Consider the following 24801-nt stretch of genomic DNA (forward strand, 5'->3'; position numbering starts at 1 on the left):
CGCCACAGGCGATCCGCGATACCAAGGCCTTGATGACAATCGTCGGAGGCGACATCGTCTATCGGTCCGGGATTTAGAGGCTGTGGTTTCCGACTATGGCCAATCCATCCCAACCATGGCTCAACTTGGCCACTGAGTTCCCAGCACACCTCCTGGGAGCTCTCTACAGTTGGAGAGATAGCTGCGGAGTTTCAGCCTCTTCGTCCGTGTTCAGGGTGGAAAGGGACACGCCTGAAAGGCGCACACTCTTTCCAGTGGGAACAATTGTCGAAGGAGGTCGATACTGGCTTGGTCAAGCCCCGACCGGCTTTCAACATTGCCGGGCAAGGTGCGGCTGCGGGTGATCTGGTGGAAATCGGAGAACTTCACCTTGAGCGTCACCGTCCGCCCGCGTACGCCGGTGTGCTCGCAATGCCGCCAGACCTTATCCATGATTGGCTGGGGCGCACCCTTCATCTCCTCCAAGCTCTCCAGATCCTTTTCGAACGTGTTTTGGCGCCAATAGATTTGCGGATGCGGTCGGGCTGGATCGGGCGATGGTCAACGGCATGGGCAATCCAGAAATAGTGGGTCCCGGCCTTGCCGAACCGCTGCTGCAGGAAGTCGAACGACTGAACCTTCAGATCCAGGCCAATAAACAACATCCACTGCCATGCCAAACTCCGTTTCGTGGTGAGTCCCAGAAGCCTAGACGGTGACCTGCTGCACGATGTCGGGAGTTTCCGGGTCGCGCACATAGGCGATGATGGCAAGCTCGACTCGCATCTCCTCGTTCGGCAGCGGGCCGATGGCAATCGTGTGGGCGGGGTCGTTACAGCCGACGCGTTCGGCAATGGCGGTCAGGACCGGATCGAGATCGTCGGGAGTCGAAACCGAGATGTGGATGCGCACGATATCTGAAAGCTTCGCTTCAAGAGCAGCGAGTGCGTTCTCCAGGTTGCTCAGCGACTGATGGGCCTGAACGCTCACATCGCTCGACATCTCGCGCGTCTGGTAGTTTCGACCTGCAGTGTTGGAGGAATAGATCCAGTTACCGGCTTTCACCAGTCTGGAAAACTTATAGATATCTTCGAACTTACTTCCGCTTTTTACGCGTACGACGGCGTTCATATTGTTTCTTTCTCCACGACAGTTGGCTGAATTTACCTGAAACGGCGGCTGTATGATGCGGCGTCAGAACGTTCCGTCACCGCCGTTCTCCGGAAGCGGGGCATAAGTGATGTTGGTGCCGCGCAGGCCGAATTTCTCGCGCTCCTCCTTGCTGAGTCCTTCATCGGTGATGATCTCATCGATCTTGTCCAACGAGGCGATGCGATAGATCGCGCGGGTTGAGAACTTGCTGCTGTCGACAAGCAGCGTCGTGGTTTCCGCGCCTTCAATCATGGCGCGCTTGAGCTGGACCAGCTCGAGGGACGTGTCAGATACGCATTCCACATCGACGGCTTGCGATGACAGGAACAGGTGGTCGCAACGCATATCCTTCAGGAAAGACAAGCCAGGCTCGCCAAGCAGGGCGTAGGAACCCTCCCGACAGGTGCCGCCGGGAACGATGAGCTTGATGTACGGCTTGTGACACAGGGTTCGCGCGACATAGATGTCGATCGTGACCACGGTCAGCGGAATCGTCAGACCTGCAACTACGTGGGCGAATTCGTGCAAGGTCGTGCTCGTATCTACGAAGATGCTCTGATCGGGCTCGAGCCGGCGCGCGGCCTCGATTGCGATCGCCCGTTTCTCCTCGGTTGCTGTCTGCCGCGCCACATCCGTGCTCGGCTCGAAAGTGGCGCGGCGGCGGATGCGTACGGCTCCGCCATGCGTCCTCCGGACCAGACCTTGGGAGGCTAGCTGATCGAGATCTCTGCGGATCGTTGACAAGGAGGTGTTGAACATCCGGGCAAGGTCCTGGCTCGAGGCCGCGACATTGTCCGTAAACCAGTCCAGCAGGCGCTGGCGGCGCTGCTCGGGTAGCATGTCCTCTACTTGTTCTTCGTTCAGATCCATGATTCCACCTTATGATCGTCCTTTACCCTCAGGTCGCTTCTTGAAAGTTCCGGCGAAGCTACTTGGCGGACATTTGGTTCGGCAACCACAATGCGATGTCAGGGAAGATCGCGAGCAGCGCTGTCCCCAGGCACAGCAGCAGGAAGAACGGCATGGCGGCCCAGACCGTTCTGCTGAAGGACTGGCCGGTCAGCCCCTGGAGGATGTAGAGGTTCAGGCCCACGGGCGGCGTCAGGGCGCTCATCTCGATCATGATGACCAGATAGATGCCGAACCAAATCGGGTCGTATCCCGCCTGCATCACCAGCGGCAAGGCGATGGGAACGGTCATGACGGTCATCGAGGTTCCGTCGAGGAACATGCCGAGCACGATGTAAAACAGTGCCAGAATGAGCAGCAGCATATAGGGCGAGAGCTGGAGCGCCGCGATGCCCTGGGAGATCGAGTCTGGCAGATGAAGATAGGCAATGGCCGCCGACAGGAAGGCCGAGGCGGCGATCAGGATCGAGATCATCGCCGAGACCCTGATCGTGGAGAACAGGGAGTCGAGAAGCATCCCGACCGAGAGCTGACGCGTCACGGTTGCAATCAGGATGGCTCCGGCTACGCCGACGGCGGCGGCCTCCGATGGAGTCGCGACGCCGGAATAGATGGACCCAAGGACGATCACCATCAGGATGCCGATCGGGAGGAGGTTGCCGATCCCGACAACGATTTCACGCAGGCTTCCCGGCGACGTGTCCCGTGGAGCGACGGATGGATTGATGGTGGCCTGCAGGGCGATATAGCCGGAATAAAGGGCTGCCATCATGAGCCCCGGCAGGACCCCGGCCGCAAACAGCTTGGCGATGGAGACTTCGGCAAGCACTCCGTAGACGATCATGGCAATGGATGGGGGGATCAGGAGACCGAAGCTTCCGGCTCCTGCGAGCGATCCCGATGCAAGATCATGACTGTAGCCGCGCTTGAGCAATTCGCCGATGGTGATCTTGCCGACAGTAGCCGTCGTCGCCGTGCTCGATCCGCTTACGGCCGCGAACACCGTGCATCCCAGGACGTTGGTATGCAGCAATCCACCGGGAATATGCCGCACCAGCGGCGAGATCCCGCGGAACAGTCGCTGTGAAATGTCCGTGCGGAAGATGATGTCACCCATCCACATGAACATCGGGACAGCGGCCAACTCCCAGGAGACCGCACTCGACATGATCACCTTTGTGGCGATCGATCCGATGCGGTCCAGCGAAAAGCCGAGGACCGTCCAAAGCGAGCCGATGCCCACAAGGATGAGGCCGGCGAAAATCCAAACACCTGCGCCGAGGAAGAGGACCACCAAGCCGAGAAGAACGCCGGCGGAAAGGACTGGGCTCATTGTATCACCTCACTCCAGGCAGTTTACAGAGACAGACTCGACTCTTCGGCATGGCCAATGACCAGGAGGCGCAGAAGACGGACCAGTAGCTGAAGAAGAAGCAGCAACAGCCCGGTGAAGAAGATCGCTTCTGGGATCCAGAGCGGAATTGGCAGGAAGTGCTCGCTGACCGTGCCCCGGGTCCAGGCCCGGGTCAGGGTTCTCCACTCGTAGTACGCCAAGAAGTACATGAGGAGCATCGACGAGATCACCGCGAAGAATTGGGCGATCCATTTCATGGTGCGCGGCAGGCGCTGGGTGAGCACGTCGACCCGGATCATGCTTCCATGCTCCAACGCCCAGGCCATCGCCAGGAACGTGATGGCGGCGACGCCCTGGCTGACCAGTGCGTCGACCATGTAGGTGGAGCGTGAAAAGAACCGCAGAACGATCTCAAGAAGAATGTGCCCGGTCATCAGGACCAGCAAGACCGCCGCGAGGGCCGCAGCCGTTTTGTTCAATCCCGTAGACGCCGCCGCCAGGCCTTTGAGCCAAGGGGGCACGAGGGCAAGTTTCGTGACTGGAGTTGCCGCCATATTCTGCTCCATCGTGCTCATGCCCTCGCTCCTCCCGTTAGGCCTTGCTCTTCTCGAACTCGGCGAGGATGCGCTCCCCTCGGTCACCGACCTTTTTAAGCCAAGCCTCCTTCACCTTTCCACCCGCCGCTCTCAACTCGACGAATACCGGCTGCGGAGGATTTTGCACGATCGTCATGCCACGTTCGCGCATGATGCCGTAGCTCTTCTCAATCGACGCCTTCATGAAATTCCAGCTGAACTCGTCTACTTTCTGGCAGATATCCTGGAGCGTTTGCTGTGCTTCCTTCGAGAGACTTTCGTAAGCGTCCTTGTTCACGTGAGCCATGAAGAGACCCATGGCATAGTTGATTTCGGTGAAGCTTTTCAGGTAATCCCAGATGCTCAGCTGGACGCCGCCGTCGGCGGAACTCAGGACGGCATTGACGCCGCCCGTCGACAGCTGCGGCACGAGATCCGACCAGCTGATCTGCAAGGGAGATGCGCCGGCTGCGATGAATGTTTGCGTCCCATTGACGTCATAGGTGCGAATCCGCAGCCCCTTGAGAGCTTCAGGCCTGTCGATGGGTGTCTTAGCATGGATCCCGCTGGGAGGATTCGGCGCGGCCCAGAGCAGAACCATGTTGTGATCGTCGAAGATCTTGGCGTATTCCGGCTTGGCAATGCGCCAGAGCTTGAGAGCCTCATCGGGGGTCTGTACGAGGAACGGCAGAGACGACATATCGAACAGGGGGTCCACGCCGCCGTACTGCGTCATCAGCGAGATGGCCATCTGAACGGCCCCGTCCTGGACCGCGTCGAAGTGGTCGATCGACTTGTACCCGAGGGCACCGCCACCCTGATAGGTGATCGCCAGCTGATCGCCGATCCGCTTGTTCACCTCGTCGATGAAAAAGAGGCTTGCCTGTCCGGTGACGCCGACCCTGCCGTATTCGTCGGACATGTCCCATTTCGTGGGCGCGGCGAATGCCTTGCCCGCCCAACCCGGAAAAGCCGAAGCACCTGCAATCGCCGCGGTCGATTTCAGCAGATAACGTCTAGTTACAGTCATGCTTGTTCCCTCTTGCTGCGTTGCTGATCCAGAGCGCCCGGCTAGGTTGAACCACCGGGCGACCTGCTCGCGAATGCTCGTATTTGCATCAATTTGACTGCTTACACTGCGAATTCAGGCATACTGATCCACATCCTGTCAACGACGAGTCATAAAATTCTGTCTTTTGACGCAATTTTTAGCATTTAGTATAATAGGGAGGCTAAAATGATCACAAAGTGTCTTGCATAGCGTCCAAACATCTGACTGAATGGCACAAATCTACCAGAAACGTGCAAACATGAGCATCTTTTGACGGCGAAACACGCGCAAAGGTTCATTTGTCTCTCTGCGGGCTGGCCACTTCCGTGGCAAGTGAGGGTGCTTTGTCCGATGCGGTCCATGGGGTCGTCCGCCCGACGCATCGGGAAGAGGATGGAAAAAACGAGGCTTAGGAAAAATGGCTTGGAGAATTGGTGTTGATTCCGGTGGTACCTTCACAGACGTGTGCCTGTTCGACGATCAGACTGGCCGCCTCGAGATCTGGAAAGTTCCGTCCACTCCGGATGATCCCTCCCGGGGGATTAGCACAGGTGTGGCCGAAGGCCTGAGCACGGTTGGAGGCCACCCGGATGAGGTATCGTTTCTCGGCCATGGAACGACGGTCGCCACCAATGCGCTCATTGAGTTGCGTGGCGTCAAGACTGGCCTCATTGTCACGGACGGCTTCCGCGACCTGCTCGAAATCGGCCGCCAGAAGCGACCGAGCCTCTACGACATGAACGTCGAGAAGCCTGAAATCCTGGTCAGCCGCGACCGGCGTATAGAGGTCCCTGAGCGGCTCAGGAGCGACGGCAGCGTCGATACTCCGCTCTCTGAGGAGGCCGTCCGCGCAGCGGTGTCGCGGCTTTCCGAGGCGGACGTGAAAGCCATCGCGGTCTGCTTCATCTACGGCTTCCTGAACACCGAACACGAGGCCGCGGCTCGCCGAATCATCGAGGAGGAATTCCCAGGCGTGTTCGTGAGCACCTCGCATGAGGTGGCGCCCGAGTTTCGCGAATACGAGAGGCTCTCGACCACGGTGGTCAACGCCTATCTTGGCCCTGTCATGCAGAGCTACATTCACCGCCTGCAGCAGCGACTCAAGGATCTCGGCGTCAAGACGACGCCCCATCTCACTCAGTCTAACGGCGGCGTGATCGGGTTCGAAACCGCAGCCGACCTGCCTGTGAGAACGGTTCTGTCGGGTCCCAGCACCGGCGTTGTCGCAGCCCAGGCGATCGGACGCATGGCCGGATTGTCCAATCTCATCACCTTCGATGTAGGCGGCACCAGCAGTGACGTGGCCCTCCTGCAGAACGGCGTCTGCAAGCTCACCGGCGAAGCCAACGTCCACGGATATCCCATCAAGGCTCCAATGCTCGATATTCATACCGTGGGCGCAGGCGGCGGATCGATCGCGTATGTGGACAGCGGCGGCCTGCTCAAGGTCGGACCGCGTAGCGCGGGAGCCGATCCTGGCCCGGTCTGTTACGGCAGAGGAAATACAGAACCCACGGTCACGGATGCCAATATCGTCCTGCAGACCCTGAACCCGGTCGAGATCCTGGGCGGTCGCATGAAGGTCCGGCGGGATCTAGCGGTCGAAGCCGTGCAGCGGCTGGCCGACCGTCTGGGCCTCGGGGTCATGGAAACGGCACAGGGCATCATCTCGGTGGTGACGGCCAACATGGCCAAGGCCATCCGTGTGATCAGCGTGCAACGCGGTCACGATCCGCGGGACTACGCCCTCATGGCTTTCGGTGGTGCCGGTCCCCTACATGCGGCGCGGCTTGCCAAGGAACTCGATATTTCGAAGATCATCGTGCCTCGCACTCCTGGCACCCTCTGCGCATTGGGCCTGCTACTCACGGACCTGAGGGCGGATTTCGCCATCAGCCGCCTGGCACAGTTGACGGAGGAAGCGCTTCCCGACGTTCAGGAGGGCTTCGCGAAGCTCGAACGGCAGGCTTTGGACTGGTTTGAGCAAGAGGGCATTGCGGCCGACCGGCAGATCATTACACGTACGGTCGACATGCGCTACATCGGGCAGAACTACGAACTGTCCGTTCCCGTCCCGGCAGGTCCCATCAGCGAGGGAACCTTCGCGGCGCTGGCAGAGGGCTTCGCCCAAGCCCACCAGCAGCGCTTCGGCTTTATTGCCGAGGGCGAGGCCGTGCAGTTGGTAACCCTGCGCGTCGAAGCCGCGGGCATTGTCAGCAAGGCGGAATTCGTCCCGCAGCCGGATGCCGGCCCGTCGCCGGACGCCGCGCAGATCGGCACCCGCGATGTCTACATGCCTGAGGCCGGACAGTTCGTCTCCTGCCCGGTCTATGCCCGCGAGAGTCTTGCGGCCGGCAATCGCATCACCGGCCCAGCCATCGTGGAGCAGATGGACACAACAACGGTCGTCCTGCCAGGCATGCAGGCCGTCGTCGACCCCTATCTCAATCTTATACTGGAGGCATGACCGTGACTCAGGTCGATCCTATCACTGTCGAGGTCATCGGCAGCGCCCTCACGTCAATCGTGGAAGAGATGGGCGAAGCGTTGGTCAGGGCCAGCTACTCGACGAACATCAAGGAGCGGCGGGACTGCTCCACAGCGCTCTTCGACTGGCGCGGCAACACCCTTTGCCAAGCAGAGCACATTCCCATGCACCTGGGAAGCTTCATCGGCATCATTCCCCATATCGGCAAGCGATATGCCCTCGAGGACATCAAGCCTGGCGACGTCTTCATCGGAAACGACGCCTATGAGGGCGGCGCGACCCACCTGCCGGACATCGTCCTGGCGGAACCCATCTTCTACGAGGATAAACTCGTCGGGTGGGCGGTCAACACCGCGCACCACGCGGACTTCGCGGATCGCGGACATGCCCATATCTACCAGGAGGGCCTGCGCATTCCGCCCGTCCGGCTCTACCGGGAGGGCGTACTGCAGGAAGACATCCAGGCCATGATCCTGCTCAACTGCCAGGTTCCGCACGAACGGCTGTCGGACTTGCGGGCTCAGATGTCCGCCAACCGACTCTGCGTGGAGCGCATGCAGGCGCTGTGCGCGAAATACGGAGCCGATCGCGTTCTGGCGGCTGGCGACGCGCTCCAGGATTATGCCGAGCGCAAGATGCGCGCGGGAATCGCAGCGATCCCGGACGGGATCTACAGCTTCACCGACTACTTCGACAGCAATCAGTTCCCGGGCGAGATGAAGCTCAGTGTCGACATCACCGTAAAGGGCAGCGAAATGCATCTTGCATTTGAGGCTCCTCCGCAGGTGCCTGCTGGCCTCAACATCATCTACACGGCTCTGCTCGCCACGTGCTACTACGCCGTTAAGGCCGTGATCGACCCGACGATCCTGCCGAATGCCGGCTTGTCCCGCCCGATTATCGTGGAGGCGCCGATAGGCTCGCTGCTGAACTGCAAGCATCCGGCCGCAGTTGATGGTCGCATCGCCGCCTGCCAGCGGGTTGCAGACCTTGTACAAGGTGCTTTGGCAAAGGCTCTTCCGGGCCGTGTGACGGCCGCAGGCAACGGCGCGTGCACGGGCGCCCTGTTCACCGGCACCCGAGCGGACGGATCGCTTTGGGTTTATCTGGAGACCATCGGCGGCGGCGGCGGCGCCCGCCCGCAAGCTGACGGCTTGAGCGGCATCCATGTCCACATGACCAATACTTCGAACCTCCCTGTCGAGGCGCTGGAACTCGAATATCCCCTGACGCTCCTCCGCTACGAGCTGGTCAACGGATCCGGCGGTGCCGGTAAGCAGAGAGGCGGCATGGGGCTCCGGCGGGTGTACCGCACCGAAGCGGATTGCCGCATCAGCCTGGAGGGATCGCGCATCAACTCCCGTCCGTGGGGCCTGGACGGCGGCCTTTCCGGTGCCGGATCTCAATACGACTTCGGTGACGGCCGCACCTCGTTTCAGGGCACCGTTGCCCTGAAGAAGGGGCAGGTCGTCGAAATCGTGACGCCAGGAGGCGGCGGCTATGGTCTCCCCATGACTCGCGACAAGGCGGACGTCGCCCGTGACGTCGCCGAGCAGCGGATCACCTCGGACTTCGCACGCGAGGTATACGGCTACGGTGCCTGACCCAGCATCCGGGCACACACCATCCTGAAGCGCAGGCCTGACAGAGGGCAGGCCTACGGGCCTATTATTCACCATCATACGAAAGAACAACTGAGATGAGAGATCTCCACGCCACGAAAGTAAAGTCCGGCAGCATCTACGAGGAGACCGACAGCTACTCCCGCGTCGTTGCAGCGGGCGACTGGGTTTTTGTCTCCAACACCGCCGGCCGCGATTGCAAGACCCGGGAAATGTCGACTGATCCGGTGGAGCAGGCCAAGCAGGTTTTCGCAAACATCGAAGGTGCTTTAGCCTCAGTCGGCGCAAGTCTGGCCGACGTCGTCCGCTCCCGGGTCTCCATTCCCTACCCGGAGGACGCCAGGGCCGTCATGGTTTATGTGGGCGAGAAGTTCCGTGGGATCGATCCGGCGAGCAGCGTCACCTGCTCTCCCCTCGGATCACCAGATTTCAAGGTCGAAATCGAGGTGACGGCTTATCGCGGCGTCGGGCAAGCCCAGCAGAAGCGGCAGACGATCAGTCTTTGACGCTCAGAAAATCACAGATTGCATTTCAAAAAAGATTGAAGGTCTTGCATGGCACCGCGCCCTGATCCAGTGAACACTACTCAGAAGCTGCCCGACCGCGTCGACGTCGTGGTCGTCGGCGGAGGCATCATCGGGACGAGCACTGCCCTGTCGCTTGCGGAGAAAGGCATCTCGGTGGCACTCTGTGAGAAGGGGCAGATCGCCGGCGAGCAATCCAGCCGCAACTGGGGCTGGTGCCGCACCATGGGCCGCGACGTCGCCGAAATTCCGCTTGCTCTCGAAAGCCTGCGCATGTGGGAACGCATGAACACGCGCGTCGGCGCCGAGACGGGATTCCGCAAGGCCGGCATCATCTACCTCTGCGAGACGCAGCGCGATATCGAAAAGCACGAAGCTTGGCTTGAGCAGGTGCGGGAGTATCAGATCGGCTCTAGGCTGTTGACTCCGGACGAGGTCGACAAGCTTCTTCCGGGATCCTCGCGGCGCTGGCCGGGCGCCTTGTTTACCGCCGGCGATGGCCGCGCCGAGCCGCAGAAAGCCGCTCCGGCCATTGCAAATGCGGCTGAGCGCATGGGCGCCCACGTTTTTACGAACTGCGCCGTCCGTGGCATCGAAACGTCCGCAGGCCGCGTTTCAGGCGTGGTGACGGAGCGGGGCACCATCAAGTGCGAAAGCGTCGTGCTCGCAGGCGGAGCCTGGTCGCGCCTGTTCTGCGGCAACATGGGGATCGACTTCCCTCAACTGAAGATCCTCAGCTCCGTGATGCGCACGGAACCGCTCGAGGGTCTGCCGGATTACGCCGTCGGCGCCGGCGACTTCGCGTTCCGCAAGCGCCTCGACGGCGGATATACGATCGCTCAGCGCAACGCGAACGAGGCGCCGATCGTGCCGGACAGCTTCCGGCTCTTCTTCGACTTCATTCCAGCCCTGAGAACGCAGTGGCACGAGTTGCGCCTGCGGGTCGACAACCGCTTCATCGAGGAGTGGCGTATCCCGCGGCGATGGTCTCTGGACGAGACGACGCCGTTCGAGACGGTGCGCACGCTCGATCCGGCGCCGAACAAAGCCATCCTCAATAAAGGTGCTTCGAACCTCGCCCGCAATTTTCCAGCATTCAAGGGCATGAAGGTCGCCGAAAGCTGGGCAGGCCTGGTGGATGTGACACCTGACGCAGTACCGGTCATCTCGGAAGTCGCCGCTGTCCCGGGCTTCTTCCTGGCAAGCGGTCTTTCCGGTCACGGGTTCGGCCTCGGCCCCGGCGCGGGGCGACTGACGGCAGACCTCGTGGCCGGTGACAAACCGATCGTGGATGCCGCGCCCTACCGCTTCGACCGCTTCGTCAGACGGGCGAGCAAGAAGGCCGCGTGAGGCGCGGACCAAGGGCCACCCCCGGGGCACACCCGCGGCCACCTGGTTGCGCAGAACGACAATCCGGCGGAGCGGGTCCGCTCCGCCGCCAAGAACGATGCGGCGCATCCGCCAGACATCCTGCCTTCTGCAAATCGCAGAGCAGCCTGAAGCGTGGCCCGTCCGCATGAAGACCGAAGGGAGAAGCGAGCGATGAAATGGCACGATGCCGTCTCGATTGAAGAGCTTTCGGTTCCTGCAAGGGACACGATGAGATGATGCTGGATGCGATCCACCATGTTGCCATCATCGGCTCGGACTACGAGCGCTCGAAGCAATTTTACTCGGTCGTTTTGAATCTGCCGATCATCCGTGAGGTTTGGCGGGCGGATCGGCAATCGTGGAAGTGCGACCTCCAGCTTGGATCGGCCCAGCTGGAACTCTTCTCCTTTCCTTCCTCTCCCCCGAGGCCGTCTCGCCCGGAGGCTGCCGGCCTTCGCCACTTGGCCTTGTCCGTTCGGGCTCTCGAACCTGTCATAGAGCACCTGAACCGCTTCCAAGTTGTCGTCGAACCCATTCGCGTCGACGAACACACGGGGAGGCGTTTCACCTTCTTCACGGATCCTGACGGTCTTCCACTCGAATTATACGAAGCCTAGCGGTCCGTTTGCCGCTCCGCGCTCCTGCGAGCCATTCGTCCGCTCATCCATCTTCGCGAAAGGGTTCTATCCGTGTCAAAAACCGTCAAGTGGGGCATTCTGAGCCCTGCGAAGATCGCCCGAGAGCAGGTCATTCCCAGTCTAAAAGGCAGCGACCTGAACGAAATCGTGGCGATTGCGTCCCGCGACGGAGAGCGGGCCCGGAAAGCCGCCACCGATTTCGGCATTCCGAAGGCCTACGATTCCTATGAGGCGATGCTCGCCGACCCGGAGGTGGACGCTGTCTACAATCCCCTGCCCAACCATCTTCATGCCCCGCTGACCATCAAGGCTCTCCAGGCGGGCAAGCATGTCCTCTGCGAGAAGCCTATCGCTCTCAATGCGGAGGAGGCACGCAGGATCGAGGCAGCCCAGGCAGAGACCGGCCTGTTGGTCGCAGAGGCGTTCATGGTACGCTTCCATCCGCAATGGCCGCGGGCACGTGAGATCATCCGCAGCGGCAGGCTCGGTGAAGTCCGAGCGGTTCAAACGTTCTTCTCCTATTTCCTGCTAGATCCAGAGAACATACGCAACCAAGCCGGAATCGGTGGCGGTGGGCTCTACGATGTCGGGTGCTATGCCATCGCGACGGCACGGTACATCTTCGGCGCCGATCCTGAACGGGTGATCGGGCTGTTCGATCGAGATGAGGCCATGCTCACGGATCGTCTGGCAAGCGGACTCGCAGCGTTTCCCGGCGGGCGCCAGTTGACGTTCACCTGCGCAACCCAGCTGGTGCCGACGCAGAAGGTGCAGATCGCCGGAACGCGGGGGCGGCTGGAGATCGAGGTTCCTTTCAATCCTGATCGCCGTCATCCGACGCGCATCGTGTTCGACGACGGCAGGGACCTGTCAGGCAGTGGCCGAGAGACGGAGGAGTTCGTGCCCGCCGATCAGTATCGGCTGCAGGGAGATGCCTTCTCCCGAGCGATCCTCGATGGGACCAGACTTGAGTTCCCCATCGAGGATGCAGTCACCAACATGCGGGTGATCGATGCGCTGTTCCGGTCTGAGCGGTCTGGAACATGGGAGGAGATCTAGAGCCCTCCCCTGCCTGCTCGGTGTTCGCGCACTGCTCGAGGCTTCTCCGGAGGCCTCAAGCACCGCCGGCACCGGCGACCGACCGGTCGGCCCTCATCGGGCCGACCACCGATCTCATGTCAAAGGAGGTTACGAATGACTGAGGTAAAGCAACGGTACATGCACACCATGGTCCGCGTGAAGGATCTGGACAAAAGCGTGGAATTCTACACCAAGGCCATGGGCATGAACGTGCTGAGGCGGATCGAGGTTCCTGAAGGGGAATATAGCCTCGCGTTCGTCGGGTACGGCGACGAGGAAACCGAGCCGACGATCGAGCTGACCTACAACTGGGGAAAGGATGACGGCTACGAGATCGGCAACGGATTCGGACATTTCGCCATCGGCGTCGAGGACGTTGCTGCCACCTGCGACTATGTTCGCAAGCTCGGGGGCAAGGTTACCCGGGAAGCTGGCCCTGTGAAGTTCGGGACAACTGTCATCGCGTTCATCGAAGACCCCGATGGATATAAGGTCGAGTTGATCCAGCACGATCAGGCAATCCGGGAAATGAAAGAGGCCAAGGCTCAAGCGGGTTCAGTGGCCTAGCCATTTTGCGGCACTTCAGGGTACCGGTGAGTGACCTGAACCTTGAAGTGCCCATCCGGTGGACGAACGTTCAAGCACGAAGCCTGTGATTACTCCGCATTGGGTCCTATGGTGTTCCATGCGGACAACACACTATCAGGAAATCTCAGGAGGCGGAATCGTGAGCACCGACACCTTTGAGACATCTCTCCGTCATGAGAGGCCGCCTCAGGGCTGGAGCAATGCCCTGCAGGCACTCTGGTGGGACGCGAACGGAAACTGGGACAAGGCTCACAGTCTTGTTCAACTGAATGAGGCAGATCGTCGATCCGCTTGGGTTCATGCCTATCTTCACCGCAAGGAAGGTGATCTATCGAACGCAGCTTATTGGTACAGGCGATCCGGCCAGCCTATGGCGACCGGCTCTCTCATCAATGAATGTCGAGCGATAGCGGCAAGCCTCCTAGAGCATTCTCCCTCTGCGGAGTAGCTGCTTCCACCTGTAAATTGGAGCTCGTTTAGCGCCGAGGGCGGGAACACGCGACCGCTTGCGACTGGGCTTCGGAACACGGCTTCAGGTCGGCTCCCTGAGAAATGACTAAGCATCATCTCTCGTAAGGTAAGAAAACTCAGATTTTACCTGCCCGGCAAATCAAATGATGCCTTGTGATCCAACCCGCAAGAGATGCCTGGAGCGTTGGAGATCCGGAATTCTGGCAGTTCCCTGGGCCCCGATGGCATAGCCGCGACACCCAACAAATGGAACGTTTTGCCGGGTGTGCTGTGCCCGTGACGGTCAGCCGACCGCGCGGCCGGAGGGCACTCCAACGCGAGAGCTGAACGGGACCGGATCGCGGGCACGAACTCGGTCGCATTGGCGTCAGCATGCGACATAGCTGGATGTGGGGCCGCATCGCGGAATGGTTCGACCTCGAGCCCGCACCCTTCGGCGGCTCAATCCTGCCGCTGGAAGAGCAGATGAAGGAGGATGCTCCCACCTGGCGTCAAATTGCTGAGCGGGAGGGCTTGGCCGAGCCGGATCTTGGCCGTCTCGCCTCCCTTTGCCATACGGATACCGACCTCGGACGGCCGATTGAGGTGATGACCGACATGTCGAAGAGTCGTCGTTTGGGCTTCACTGGCTACCACGCAACCGATGATGCCTTCTTCGACCTGTTTGCGGAACTCCGAGCTGACTGACTGATCCCATGATCCTTCGGGGCCATCTTGTGGCAATCACTACGAAATGCCGGGTGGAAGGACGACAAAGGTCCGCAGCGGGTCACGCACTGACGATCCCCTGCCCTCCAGGAATGTTCGCTGTTCCCTCCCTACGCGGACATTCGATCTACTTCCGGGATGTGCCAGGTCCTGACATTTCCTTTCAGCGGCTCCCTGCGAGATTGATCCTCTGAAATAATGGGACGCTTACTCGCCTGCCGGATAGTGCCGGTCCACATACGGCAAAGGAGGTTGTGTTTAGCATGACCATTGAAGAAGCCGAGGTGGGCCGCAGAGCGCGTGTCACCTCGATACCTCCTCGGTCAATGTCCTAGCTTTCGAGAGCTTAGCTTTGACGGTAGAGGAAGCGCTCCGGTTGCACCGGCTCTTCCCGCAGGCCCATGCGCTGGAGGCGGTAAAGATGCTTGGTGAAAGCGAGAGCGTCTTCCTTTGAAAGCTCGCGCCCGCGATAATATGCTTCCATCTCGATTCTGACAGCTTCGGGTGGATGCCGGGCAATTTTCGCCGCAACCTGACGCGCCTCATCCATTAGATCTTCAGGTGCCACGATCTTGTTGACAAGCCGATGCGATAAGGCTTCTTCGGCATCCATCGCATCGCCGGTCAGCAGCATCCACATCGCGACCGTGTGTGGCAATTGCAGCCCGAGACGCGAGGTGCCGCCCGCCCCGCCCATGCCGTATGCAATCTCCGGAAAGCCGAACTTCGCCCCGGTGGAGGCTATACGAATGTCAGTCAGCGCGAGCAGATAGATCATCCCCTGACCCAGGCACCAGCCATTAACGGCACCAATGATTGGCTTGAAGCGCTCCAGACCGAGAACGTCACGGGACCAGGCAAAATCGTGCGGTGTTTCGCCCTCTCCGCTGTGGGGCCAAAGATGGTTGCCGAGCTCCCCGCGTGGCGTGTTGCCCTTGCTATAGGTGGTCTTAATGTCGTCGCCGGCACAGAATCCGCGCTCTCCCGCCCCCGTGATAATCCCGCAGCGGATTGCCGGGTCAGCGAGGAAATCCTTGAGTGCGAAAAACAGCTCTTTGTGCATGGCGGGAGTGGTCGGGTTGACCGAACCGTTTTCGATAGTGAAGACAGCAATGTCGCCGTCCTTTTCGTAATGAAGAGGCAAGGTAGGTCTCCTTTCAGAGGGCGATAAGAGCTGCGCCGGTCAGGCAGGCTGCAGGTTGTGAGTGAGACGATCATAGACACCGGCACGCAAATCCTCACGCTCTGCTATGATGACGTGCTTGGCGACTTTCTCAGACGGGGTCTTTGGCAGATTCTGTCGGATTTCGAGGAAGCGCGGCACCTTGAATGGTGCCAAGTGCTGGGTGCAGTGCTCGAAGAAGCCCTCTAGGTCGAATTGATCCTTGGTGATACCAGGCTTCAGCACCAGGCAGGCCAAAACTTCCTGACCGCGGTCAGGGTCAGGAACGGGAATAGCAGCGGCCTCGAGAACCTCGTGCCAGCCCAGCATGACTGCCTCGACCTCGCGGGCCGCGATATTCTCTCCCGAGCGGCGAATCATGTCCTTGATCCGTCCGACGATATAGTGGAAGCCGCGTTCATCGCGCCGAAACAGATCACCGGTGCGGAACCAGCCGCCCTCACGGAAGCTATCCGCATTGGCCTCAGGCTTGTTCCAGTAGCCTTGGAGAATGCCAGGGCCGCGGATCCACAATTCACCGACCTCGCCCGGCGGAACCTCCCTGCCCTCCTCGTCACGGATCGTAGCCTCGCGAAACGGCGATGGGATGCCGCATGTGCCGGAGCCGACCATGGAGGTGGCGCCATAAGGCGTGAACAGCGCCGATCCGACCTCTGTCATGCCGAAGCTCTCGCGCGCCACCACGTCGAAGCGTTGTTCCAGTTCGGCATGCATGTCCTTCCGCAGGCCAAAGACCGCGACTATCTTGAGCGGAATGTCGCGATCATCGGACCGGGGCGGCTGCTTCAAAACAATCTGCGGGAAGATGCAGTACTCGATGCCGTAGCGTCGGACCCAGTCGAGGAAATGTGTCCCCGAAGCCTTCGTCGCCACAAAGAGCGTGCCTTTCAGCCGCATCGCCATCAGCAACAACCATTGCGGATCCATATAGTAGAAAGGTTGAGCCGCAAGGACGTTCCTGACGATGCCGTTTGCACGCATCGCGGCGACTCGTGCAAGCGTCAGCCAATAACGATGGCTGAGCATGCAGCCCTTAGGAAAGCCGGTCGTGCCCGAGGTGTACTGGATGTTGATGACGTCATCGAGCTCGGGCCCCCGTGCTGCGACGAAGTCCTCGGCCGGCGTCGCGGCAAGCGCCTCCCAGCTCCCGTCGGTGCCGCCGACAACGATCGGCTGAGCGAAGGCGGCGAGATCTCGGACCTCCGGCGCCGCGCCGATCTCTGCCAGCCCGGAAGCTGCGATAACGATCGTCTCCGCGCCACTGTCGGTTAGCACATAGGCGACCTCGCGCGGGGTATAGCGCACGTTGATGGGAACCATAATCGCGCCCAGGCGCGCCAATGCCAGCCAGGTCAGCGGGAAGGCCGCGATGTTCGGCAGCATGACACCGACTCGATCGCCGAAGCCGATGCCCCGCGCGGCCAGACCTGCCGCGATAGCGCGGGTCTTAGCAGCGAGTTCGCGATAGCTGAGGGTAACGCCAGCCTCGAAGAAGTTAGCTGCAGGAGCATCGCCGAGCTCGGCGGCACAGGCATCGACGAAAGCGGGGAGATTGCGTGGGAATGGCTCCGCCTCAACTCTGGCTCGCAATTCCGCAGCGGCCCGCAGTTCTTCATCCATCAGTATTCTCCATTCTCAGCCGGCGCAGCCCGGCGCTTCGTGCAAATTCTGCGATTCCGAGCCCGATCATCGACATCGCCACCATCACGCAGGAGGCTGCAGCGACGGTGGGGTCAAGCCTCAGGTTCAGGTCATTCCAGATACGAAGGGGCAATGTCTCCATCGCTCCCGAGACAAAGAGCGTGATGACAAGATCGTCAAATGAGGCGAAGAAGGCGAACATCGCCCCCGCGAGGATAGCGGGCCTAAGTGCAGGCAGCGTCACCAGCAAGAAGGTCCGCCATGGGTCAGCACCCAGGACGCGGGCGGCGCGCTCAATCGTTTCGTCGAGATTGCGCAGCGCCGCGCTCACCACCACAATTACGTACGGCACGGCGACCACGGTATGGGCGAAGACCAGCGTCGTCAGGCTTTCCAGCCATTGCAAACGCGCGAATAGCATGAACATGCCGAGCGCGATGACGATGCTCGGCACGATCAGCGGCGCGATCGACAGTCCGTAGAGCAGGCCGGCACCGGGCAGTCGGTGCCGCACGATCGCGAGTGCGCTCGCCGTTCCGATAAAGAGGGACAGGATCGTCACAAGAACGCCGATCTTGACGCTGAGCCAGAGCGCGTTGCTCCACGACGTATCTAGGAAAAGCACGCGGTACCAGCGCAGCGACCAGGTCGTTGGCGGAAAGCTCAGGATCTCCGACTCGTTGAATGAGAGCGGGATCAAGAAGACCAGCGGGAAGAGCAGGAACAAGACGATGGCGCAGAACCAGAGGCCAAGCCCGATGCGGACGAGACGAGGGCTCATCCGGCGCCCCCGTGAAGAGTGCGGTCCGGCACGAGCCAGCGCAGCAGCACCACCGCCACGATCGTCGTCGCAAGCAGGACGAGAGCCATGGCCGAGGCGGATGTCCAGTCGTTCATCTGGTGGACTTGGAGGTCAATCAGATTAGCAATCGTGCGATGGCGTGGCCCGCCCAGCAGCGCCGGCGTGATGTAGAAGCCGAGCGAGAGGATGAAGAGCAGCATCGCGGCGGCGACGATGCCGGGCTTCGTCATCGGCAGGTAGACATGCCAGAATGCACGCCAGGGCGAGGCGCCAAGGACCCGCGCAGCCCGCGCTAGCCCCGGATCGAGTTCAGTCATGACGCCGACCAGTGTCAAGATCGCCACCGGCAGTAGGATCTGGACCATGCCGAGATGCACGGCGAGCGGTGTGAACATGAAGCGCTGCGGCTCGTCGGAGAGGCCAAGCCAGATCAGCGAGGCGTTGAGCAGGCCCTCGCGTCCGAGTACTAGCGCCCATGTGTAGGTACGCACGAGAACGCTAGTCCAGAACGGCAGCAGCACCAGCGCGAGATAGATGCCGCGCTGGGAGGCCGGTTGGCCTGCGATGAAGCACGCAGCGGGATAGCCGAGGCCGAGGCAGATCAGCGTCACCGTCAGCGCGAGCTTCAGTGTGTTGAGGAAGATCACCGCAAAGAGTGACGACGACATGAGCCAGGTGGCGCCCGCGAGCGCGCCACCCTGTCCCGAGAACGAAATCCGCATGATCTCGACGAACGGAACCACAAAGAAGATCGCGAAGAGCAGCAGGAGCGGCGCGACTAGAAGCGGCGCCACCATCGACTTTCTGAACAAGACCCTGGACTTCATCTCGTCGACTGCGTCAGGTCAACAGCCAAGCGGCCCAGCGCTCGGTAAGCTTTTGCCGATGCTCGCTCCAATAATCCGGGTCAAATCTGTACTGGACCGCAACATTGTCGGGGTGGATCGGCAGGGTCTTTGCGAGTTCGGGATCGACCTTCTCGATCAGGCCCGGCGCGAAGCCGGGGTACGGCGAATCCTGCAGGAGCTGCAAGCCTTTGTCTGGATCGAGGCGCGACTTCATGTAAAGCATCGCCTCGCGCGGATGCTTGGCACCCTTCGGCACCGCCCAATAGGAGAGCTGCAGCGCGCCGCCGTTCCAGATAATGTCGACCGGCTTGCCTTCCTTCTTGAGCGGCGGAACGCGCCCATTCCAGACCGTGCCCATCACCGCCTCGCCATCGACAAGGAGCTGGACCTGCTGCGCACCGGTCGTCCACCAGGCCGCGACATTGCCTTTGATCTGGTCGAGCTTCTTGAAGGCACGCTCAACATCGAGGGGATAGAGCTTGTCGGCCGGCACGCCGTCGGCCAGGAGCGCAAATTCGAGGTTCTGTACCGGCGAATCCTGAAGGGCGCGCGGCCCCGGGAAGCTCTTCACATCCCAGAAATCGGCCCAGGATTTCGGTGCCTTGCCGCCGAACTTGTCGGTGCGATAGGCGATCACGGTCGAGAAAGTCGAGGTAACCATCCCATATTTCTGACGCGCGATCGGCGGCAGCTTGTTGTCGGGATCGACGATCGACCAGTCGATCTCGGTCAGCCAGCCGTTCTTAATGGCTTCGATCATGTCGGCCCCGCCCATCTCGGTCAGGTCCCATTCCATGTTGCCGGTCTCGACCATCGCCTTGAGCTTGGGTAGCGAGACGGGTGCCGTAGAGCGCACGCCAATGCCGGTCTCGGCCGTAAATGGCTTCTCGTAGATCCGCTCCAGTGACTTCGCGAGGCTGCCGCCGGAGCCGTTGACCGTGATTGTCACGGCCTGTGCATGTGCGCTCTTCCCCATCGCGGCCAGTGCCGCGCCACCAAGGGCCAAACGACCCATGTCACGTCTCGTCATGTCGGTCATCGTATTATTCCTCCTTTTTGTCGTTGTTGAAGTGATCGTCAGCCTTCGAGAAACGCCGCCCTTTCCAAACTGAACTTAAGTGTTACGGGCGCACCGACGACCGGACCGTCGCTGCCATGCCGCCGCTGCTCCTGCACGATGACGCGGCCTGCCTTTTCGGTCTCGACGACATAACGATAGCTGCCGCCATGGAAGGCGATGTCGTCGATCCGGCCGGAAAGCGTTGGCGCGCCGCCGGTCTCCGCGACTACTCGCGTGAAATGCTCCGGACGCAACGCCATGCGCCCGCGCCAGCCCTCCGGCAAGCGGGCGGGCGCGGGCGCATCCACGCCGGCGAAAGTAAGCCGCCCCCGAGCCAGCGCCGCAGTGAGGAAGTTCGTCTCGCCGACGAACTGCGCGACGAAGGCGTTGCTCGGATTGTCATAGATCGCGGCCGGTGTACCGATTTGCTCAATCCGCCCCTCGTTCATCACCACGATCCGGTCGGACATTGTAAGTGCCTCGCCCTGGTCATGCGTGACATAGATCACGGTGCAGCCGATGCGGCGCTGCACCTCCCGGATCTCGTCCTGCATCGCCTCGCGCAGCTTGAGGTCGAGCGCACCGAGCGGCTCGTCCATCAGCAGAACGCGCGGCTCGAACACGACGGCGCGAGCACATGCTACCCGCTGACGTTGCCCGCCCGATAGCTCTTGAGGCTTGCGATCGCCGTAACCAGCGAGCCGGACCATCGCCAGCGCCTGCTCGGCCCGCGCATGCCGCTCGGCCTTCGGCACCCCACGCATGCGCAGCGGAAACGCGACATTGTCGCGGACGTCCATGTGCGGAAACAGCGAGTAGCTCTGGAAGACCATGCCGACATTGCGCTTCTCGGTCGGCAGGCGGGTGATCGAGACGCCGTCGATCAGCACGTCGCCGGCACTGGGCTCGATGAAACCGGCAAGGATGTTGAGCGCGGTCGTCTTGCCGGATCCGGAGGGGCCGAGGAAGGTGACGAATTCGCCAGCAGCGATGTCGAGTGAAAACTCATGCAGCGCTGGGACACCGCCATATCGCTTTCCGATTGCCTGAAAGGAGATCGGAGCTCCGATCGTTTCGGAGAAGGTCCTTGCAGGTGCAAAAGCAGGGTGCATAGATTTCCTGAAACTGATATCAATGTCAGTATGTGATTTGGAGTCGTAGCATGTCAAGTAGCCATCAGGAGATGAGCGTTGAGGATGGGGCACAGTTGAACAAGGGAGCAGATACCTCCCTCACCTCGGCACCTAGAGGGTTCTACCTGCCGGACGCGATGCGGCGAGATCTTCAGGCTGCTATTGGACTAGCTCGCTCAGAAACAACCAAGCGTCACCTGATGATCGCTGGAGCGGAGGTCATTCAAGAGAATGGGTTTGGCGGGCTTAAGGTCGCGGAAGTCTGCCGACGCGCGGGCTTTGCGCATGGAACTTTCTACCTCCATTGGAAAGATCGCCGGGGTATTGCGTACGAGGTCCTGACTACATTTATGGCTGCGATTCGTGCACATCGGCCGCGGCGCGTAGCGGGCCAAAGTTTCTACGAGAGATTGCTTGTCGGCCATCTCTACTACATCGATCTTTACCGTCAGAACGTCGGCTTGATGAGGTGCCAAAGTCAACTTGCCGATGAACTCGATGAATTTGCCGCACTCTCGATTGAGGCCAACGTCGCCATGGCACGCCGGGTGATACGAGCGGCGGAAAATGAGAATCCGAGGCTTGCGGCCGAACCTGTGCCGCGCCGGCTTGCCACAGCTCTAAGTTGCATCTCAATGGTCGATAAGCTCCTGCACGACGTGTTTGCCCGCGGGCTCGAGTTGGGTCTTGACGATGAAGAACTGGCTGCTTCGCTGTCGCTTAGCTGGCACAGAGCGCTACTTGGCTGTGATCCCTAATTGCGCCAGGGAATTGAAGCCGATGGTGTCTAACTGCTTGATTACCTCGAAGAGCTTCATGAGCATCTCAGGTTTAGTCAGCGTTTTCGACGTTTCCGGTTAGCGGATACTACGAGGAGCGCCCGCACAACCTCCGTCAGCAAATATCAACTTGGCGCCAAAGATTCAAAGCTGCCTCGGTGTAGCCGTCATGTGAGTAAATGCCAGTTCACGAAGGCAACACCGATCGCATCGCACCAAGTGAGGAAGGTACGACCGCGAGCAGTTCGGCATTCACTGGCCGCGAGACAATGGTGGCGGATTTGGGAGTGGTTGCGAATCCGATCATCGTAATTACCCACGCCCCAATTTGCACTGAGGCTCAGGCGGACACGGTCTGAAGGATTGTCTTGAACGCATTGGTTTCCGGGCCAAGGCGCGCCGTGTCTACGACGGTGCGAATGTCTGCTTCGCCCTCAGCCGCCCACATAGCCCGATAGCCGTTGGTCGTGTTGCGCTGGATCACGGCGGGTCTAAGCGCGCGTTCGCAGGCGTTGTTGGTTGCCTCAACCAGTCCCGACCAATAGGCGAAGGTCAGGAGCTGATCGCGGGCGCGTCGGAACTTCCTCTGAAGGGCGCGGGCGAGGTCGCATGATGTCGGCGTGGCCAGGACGGCATCGAGACTGCGCTCCAGCGCCCGGCACTTGCGGGCGAGGGTTGAGGCGGCAAGCGTCCCAATCCCGTCAGCCAGGGCGAAGGCCCGGTGCAGCCACAGCTTAAGACGCGAGGGCAGGATATCAGCGCTCGCCTCATCGGCATAGGCGACGTCGCGGGCAAGGTGAGCCAGGCAGGTGTGATGGGCGTCGGCATGGCCCTGTTGCGCGCTGTAGTGATCGGAGCACCAGACCTCGGGCCGGTGCCCGCCCATCATCGTCCAGACCACGATGGCACCCCGGGTCGGCGAGGCATGATGGACCGCTGCCGCCAAGCAGCGAAATACCCAATGGTAGGCGTTGTTGCCCTCAATTCGCGCGCCGGTCTCGTCGCAAGCGACGACCCGGGCCTGGCGCAACGCCATGATGGCCTGTCGCGCTCGCCCGCGAAGGTGTCCTGCGCCCGGCGCAGCAGGTACATCAGGCCACCCTGGCTGAGCGTCAGGCCGAAGAGATCGGTGAACGTGCCTTGCAGCCGTTCGTAGGACAGGGCCTGGAAGGTCTTAAGATAGGTCGTCACGGCATGGACGCGTGGTCCGAACGGCGTCCCCTTGGCAGCATTCGGCACGGGAGCGACGGCCCGCTTGCCGCAGGTGAGGCGCCGATGCTGGGTAATATGGGGCGCTATCTCCGGAAGAGCGATCTGCTCGTGGATGCTGATCGTCTCCCCCGGCAGGTCCGCCATCAGAGTAGCCGAACAGCACGAGCACCGGGCAGGACGGTGCTCGACCACTTCATCCGGGGTGGCGCTGATGATCCGGCTATGGCCTTCATGCCCCGGCTTGGCACCGCCGGGCTTGGCCTGATCCCGACGCTCCTTGCGATCGGTGGAGGGCGGCTTTGAGGAGGTGCGCGAGGTCTTGTGCGGACGCTGCATCCGCAGCACCAGCTCGATTAGCTCTTCCTTCGTCAGGCGCTGCAAATCAGTGCGGTCCATCACCCTATGGATTCAGGAATTGCGCCTTCTGACAAGGGCGTGGGTAATTACCGATCGTCAGCCATATCCGGAAAATTGTACTCGGAAACCAGCATCCCGCTAAACGAGCTCTAACCGCTGAGTCCAATTGTGGGAGTCAGGGATAGGGTTATCACACCTCTCATATTCCATGGGCAATGTCTGGATATTTGCCCCGAGTTGAATGCGTGTTATGATCTTGAATGTCTTCTGAGGGTCATACAGCGATGATCCCCAGCTTTCAGGGACGTCCGCTGTTCCTGCCCTAAGCCGACCATCGGCTTGCTCCCGAGAAGTGCCAGAAACGGTAGTTTTTGCACATTACCCTTTGAGGCTTTAGTTGCACGTCATAGCAGAGCGCAGGCGTCTCCTGGAGAGATTGCGGGCTCGGCCACTGACACGTTCAGATGCTGGGAGTGATCTGAAGCTTGACGGTCGGGAGCATTCGACCGATAAGGTCCCACCTCTGGTCAGGGCATATGTACCGACCTCGCAGGAGTGTAGCTCAATCGGCTAGAGCACCGGTCTCCAAAACCGGGGGCTGGGGGTTCGAGTCCCTCCACTCCTGCCAATGCGCAGACACCTAACACCTCCAGGCATCTGCACGATGGACCGGGTAAGGGATTGAGACCGACTTACTCCGCCACAGGCGCCGCGGCCAGCCCTACATTAGCGTCACATTCGGATCGCCTCATCGGGGCAGGCCGGCAGCGTCTATCATTAATAGAATCTTGAAAAGAATGCCTGCCTGCAGGGTTAAGTCCTGACGAGGAGGATAGCCTCGATTTCGACCGCCATTCGATTAGGCAGCGACCCCATACCGACGGCAGAACGTGCATGGCGGCCGGCATCTCCCAGAACGTCCACTAAGAGATCTGAGCATCCGTTAATCACCTTCGGATGATCGGAGAAGTCATTCTCGGCGTTCACCATACCAAGCAATTTAACGACAGCCTCAATCCGGTTGAGTTCACCCAGCGCCGATTTTGCAACGGCCAAGAGATTGAGGCCCGTGAGACGAGCCTCCTCATAGGCCTCTTCGATTGAAATATCTCGTCCAAGGCGCCCCGGACGATACGTTCCATCCAAACGCTTGGGCCCCTGCCCCGATAGGTAAAGCAGATTACCCGCCCAACGATACGGCACGTAATTAGCGACCGGCATCGGCGCTTCGGGCAGAGTTAGACCAAGGGCTATCAGCTTCTCTTCAGGTGTCATG

21 protein-coding genes, 1 tRNA gene and 2 pseudogenes are annotated in these 24801 nt (G+C 60.6%); 10 read left to right on the forward strand and 14 right to left on the reverse strand.

Annotated features, from left to right (window positions below; translation table 11 throughout):
• Positions 1-210: 210 nt before the first annotated feature.
• From JQC81_RS15660 to JQC81_RS15685, 6 genes are all read right to left on the reverse strand, one after another.
• The gene (locus JQC81_RS15660; RefSeq protein ID WP_203272790.1) at positions 211-507 is read right to left on the reverse strand and encodes a DinB/UmuC family translesion DNA polymerase; all 297 of its coding nucleotides are present in this window, start codon (positions 505-507) and stop codon (positions 211-213) included.
• Between the two features lie 180 nt (positions 508-687).
• Positions 688-1110, reverse strand: coding sequence for a Rid family hydrolase (locus JQC81_RS15665; RefSeq protein ID WP_203272738.1), 423 nt, complete (start codon positions 1108-1110; stop codon positions 688-690).
• A gap of 63 nt (positions 1111-1173) precedes the next feature.
• Positions 1174-2001, reverse strand: coding sequence for a DeoR/GlpR family DNA-binding transcription regulator (locus JQC81_RS15670; RefSeq protein ID WP_203272739.1), 828 nt, complete (start codon positions 1999-2001; stop codon positions 1174-1176).
• 58 nt (positions 2002-2059) lie between these two features.
• Positions 2060-3373, reverse strand: coding sequence for a TRAP transporter large permease (locus JQC81_RS15675; protein WP_203272740.1), 1314 nt, complete (start codon positions 3371-3373; stop codon positions 2060-2062).
• A 23-nt stretch (positions 3374-3396) separates the two neighbouring features.
• Positions 3397-3969 (reverse strand): TRAP transporter small permease, encoded by a 573-nt coding sequence (locus tag JQC81_RS15680; protein WP_203272741.1) that lies wholly within the window; start codon positions 3967-3969, stop codon positions 3397-3399.
• Positions 3970-3985: 16 nt separating this feature from the next.
• Positions 3986-4999 carry a TRAP transporter substrate-binding protein gene (locus JQC81_RS15685; protein ID WP_203272742.1) on the reverse strand — a complete coding sequence of 338 codons (1014 nt, stop codon included), beginning with the start codon at positions 4997-4999 and terminating at the stop codon, positions 3986-3988.
• A gap of 439 nt (positions 5000-5438) precedes the next feature.
• Between JQC81_RS15685 and JQC81_RS15690 the strand changes: the two genes are divergently transcribed.
• From JQC81_RS15690 to JQC81_RS15725, 8 genes and pseudogenes are all read left to right on the forward strand, one after another.
• On the forward strand, positions 5439-7487 hold the full coding sequence (locus tag JQC81_RS15690; RefSeq protein ID WP_203272743.1) for a hydantoinase/oxoprolinase family protein: 2049 nt from the start codon (positions 5439-5441) through the stop codon (positions 7485-7487).
• Entirely contained in the window at positions 7484-9112 is a 1629-nt protein-coding gene (locus JQC81_RS15695; RefSeq protein WP_203272744.1) for a hydantoinase B/oxoprolinase family protein, read from the forward strand. Before JQC81_RS15690 ends, JQC81_RS15695 begins: the two co-directional genes overlap by 4 nt.
• A gap of 95 nt (positions 9113-9207) precedes the next feature.
• Complete coding sequence (locus JQC81_RS15700) at positions 9208-9636, forward strand: RidA family protein (RefSeq protein WP_203272745.1); 429 nt, start codon at positions 9208-9210, stop codon at positions 9634-9636.
• 48 nt (positions 9637-9684) lie between these two features.
• Positions 9685-11004 carry an NAD(P)/FAD-dependent oxidoreductase gene (locus tag JQC81_RS15705; RefSeq protein ID WP_203272746.1) on the forward strand — a complete coding sequence of 440 codons (1320 nt, stop codon included), beginning with the start codon at positions 9685-9687 and terminating at the stop codon, positions 11002-11004.
• Between the two features lie 257 nt (positions 11005-11261).
• On the forward strand, positions 11262-11642 hold the full coding sequence (gene gloA2, locus JQC81_RS15710) for an SMU1112c/YaeR family gloxylase I-like metalloprotein (RefSeq protein WP_203272791.1): 381 nt from the start codon (positions 11262-11264) through the stop codon (positions 11640-11642).
• Positions 11643-11714: 72 nt separating this feature from the next.
• The gene (locus JQC81_RS15715) at positions 11715-12722 is read left to right on the forward strand and encodes a Gfo/Idh/MocA family protein (RefSeq protein ID WP_203272747.1); all 1008 of its coding nucleotides are present in this window, start codon (positions 11715-11717) and stop codon (positions 12720-12722) included.
• A 135-nt stretch (positions 12723-12857) separates the two neighbouring features.
• A complete protein-coding gene (gene gloA, locus JQC81_RS15720; protein ID WP_203272748.1) occupies positions 12858-13310 on the forward strand; it encodes a lactoylglutathione lyase in 453 nt (150 codons plus the stop codon).
• An 855-nt stretch (positions 13311-14165) separates the two neighbouring features.
• Positions 14166-14489: pseudogene (locus JQC81_RS15725) on the forward strand (NAD-dependent dehydratase); the annotation flags it as partial.
• Positions 14490-14856: 367 nt separating this feature from the next.
• On the opposite strand, the gene JQC81_RS15730 reads toward JQC81_RS15725, so the two are convergent.
• From JQC81_RS15730 to JQC81_RS15755, 6 genes are read right to left on the reverse strand one after another with little or no spacing between them, the layout of a single operon-like run.
• A complete protein-coding gene (locus JQC81_RS15730) occupies positions 14857-15654 on the reverse strand; it encodes an enoyl-CoA hydratase/isomerase family protein (protein ID WP_203272749.1) in 798 nt (265 codons plus the stop codon).
• A gap of 39 nt (positions 15655-15693) precedes the next feature.
• Positions 15694-17313 (reverse strand): class I adenylate-forming enzyme family protein, encoded by a 1620-nt coding sequence (locus tag JQC81_RS15735; protein WP_203272750.1) that lies wholly within the window; start codon positions 17311-17313, stop codon positions 15694-15696.
• Entirely contained in the window at positions 17306-18115 is an 810-nt protein-coding gene (locus JQC81_RS15740) for an ABC transporter permease (protein WP_203272751.1), read from the reverse strand. The genes JQC81_RS15735 and JQC81_RS15740 overlap by 8 nt, the downstream gene beginning before the upstream one ends.
• Positions 18112-18948, reverse strand: a complete 837-nt coding sequence (locus JQC81_RS15745; protein ID WP_203272752.1) for an ABC transporter permease — start codon at positions 18946-18948, stop codon at positions 18112-18114. Before JQC81_RS15745 ends, JQC81_RS15740 begins: the two co-directional genes overlap by 4 nt.
• A gap of 28 nt (positions 18949-18976) precedes the next feature.
• Positions 18977-20023 carry an ABC transporter substrate-binding protein gene (locus JQC81_RS15750; protein WP_203272753.1) on the reverse strand — a complete coding sequence of 349 codons (1047 nt, stop codon included), beginning with the start codon at positions 20021-20023 and terminating at the stop codon, positions 18977-18979.
• Between the two features lie 38 nt (positions 20024-20061).
• Positions 20062-21156, reverse strand: coding sequence for an ABC transporter ATP-binding protein (locus JQC81_RS15755; protein WP_203272754.1), 1095 nt, complete (start codon positions 21154-21156; stop codon positions 20062-20064).
• A 50-nt stretch (positions 21157-21206) separates the two neighbouring features.
• On the opposite strand from JQC81_RS15755, the gene JQC81_RS15760 reads away from it, so the two are divergent.
• Positions 21207-21935: a TetR/AcrR family transcriptional regulator gene (locus tag JQC81_RS15760; RefSeq protein ID WP_203272755.1), complete on the forward strand. Its 729-nt coding sequence runs from the start codon at positions 21207-21209 to the stop codon at positions 21933-21935.
• Between the two features lie 361 nt (positions 21936-22296).
• On the opposite strand, the pseudogene tnpC reads toward JQC81_RS15760, so the two are convergent.
• Positions 22297-23564, reverse strand: a pseudogene (tnpC, locus tag JQC81_RS15765) (IS66 family transposase).
• 512 nt (positions 23565-24076) lie between these two features.
• On the opposite strand from tnpC, the gene JQC81_RS15770 reads away from it, so the two are divergent.
• A tRNA-Trp gene (locus JQC81_RS15770) sits at positions 24077-24153 on the forward strand.
• Between the two features lie 185 nt (positions 24154-24338).
• On the opposite strand, the gene JQC81_RS15775 is transcribed toward JQC81_RS15770, so the two are convergent.
• Positions 24339-24800, reverse strand: a complete 462-nt coding sequence (locus JQC81_RS15775) for a RidA family protein (RefSeq protein WP_203272756.1) — start codon at positions 24798-24800, stop codon at positions 24339-24341.
• Position 24801: the final 1 nt, after the last annotated feature.

The organism is Microvirga arabica, assembly GCF_016811235.1.
GTDB lineage: Bacteria > Pseudomonadota > Alphaproteobacteria > Rhizobiales > Beijerinckiaceae > Microvirga > Microvirga arabica.

Excerpts from the sequence above, each read along its gene's own strand:
- JQC81_RS15760 (WP_203272755.1), top strand. The coding sequence starts at position 21,207 with ATGTCAAGTAGCCATCAGGAGATGAGCGTTGAGGATGGGGCACAGTTG.
- JQC81_RS15695 (WP_203272744.1), top strand. The coding sequence starts at position 7,484 with ATGACCGTGACTCAGGTCGATCCTATCACTGTCGAGGTCATCGGCAGC.
- JQC81_RS15755 (WP_203272754.1), bottom strand. The coding sequence starts at position 21,156 with ATGCACCCTGCTTTTGCACCTGCAAGGACCTTCTCCGAAACGATCGGA.
- JQC81_RS15680 (WP_203272741.1), bottom strand. The coding sequence starts at position 3,969 with ATGAGCACGATGGAGCAGAATATGGCGGCAACTCCAGTCACGAAACTT.
- JQC81_RS15665 (WP_203272738.1), bottom strand. The coding sequence starts at position 1,110 with ATGAACGCCGTCGTACGCGTAAAAAGCGGAAGTAAGTTCGAAGATATC.
- JQC81_RS15705 (WP_203272746.1), top strand. The coding sequence starts at position 9,685 with ATGGCACCGCGCCCTGATCCAGTGAACACTACTCAGAAGCTGCCCGAC.
- JQC81_RS15775 (WP_203272756.1), bottom strand. The coding sequence starts at position 24,800 with ATGACACCTGAAGAGAAGCTGATAGCCCTTGGTCTAACTCTGCCCGAA.
- gloA2 (WP_203272791.1), top strand. The coding sequence starts at position 11,262 with ATGCTGGATGCGATCCACCATGTTGCCATCATCGGCTCGGACTACGAG.
- JQC81_RS15700 (WP_203272745.1), top strand. The coding sequence starts at position 9,208 with ATGAGAGATCTCCACGCCACGAAAGTAAAGTCCGGCAGCATCTACGAG.
- JQC81_RS15750 (WP_203272753.1), bottom strand. The coding sequence starts at position 20,023 with ATGACCGACATGACGAGACGTGACATGGGTCGTTTGGCCCTTGGTGGC.
- JQC81_RS15735 (WP_203272750.1), bottom strand. The coding sequence starts at position 17,313 with ATGGATGAAGAACTGCGGGCCGCTGCGGAATTGCGAGCCAGAGTTGAG.
- gloA (WP_203272748.1), top strand. The coding sequence starts at position 12,858 with ATGACTGAGGTAAAGCAACGGTACATGCACACCATGGTCCGCGTGAAG.
- JQC81_RS15685 (WP_203272742.1), bottom strand. The coding sequence starts at position 4,999 with ATGACTGTAACTAGACGTTATCTGCTGAAATCGACCGCGGCGATTGCA.
- JQC81_RS15740 (WP_203272751.1), bottom strand. The coding sequence starts at position 18,115 with ATGAGCCCTCGTCTCGTCCGCATCGGGCTTGGCCTCTGGTTCTGCGCC.
- JQC81_RS15675 (WP_203272740.1), bottom strand. The coding sequence starts at position 3,373 with ATGAGCCCAGTCCTTTCCGCCGGCGTTCTTCTCGGCTTGGTGGTCCTC.
- JQC81_RS15670 (WP_203272739.1), bottom strand. The coding sequence starts at position 2,001 with ATGGATCTGAACGAAGAACAAGTAGAGGACATGCTACCCGAGCAGCGC.
- JQC81_RS15690 (WP_203272743.1), top strand. The coding sequence starts at position 5,439 with ATGGCTTGGAGAATTGGTGTTGATTCCGGTGGTACCTTCACAGACGTG.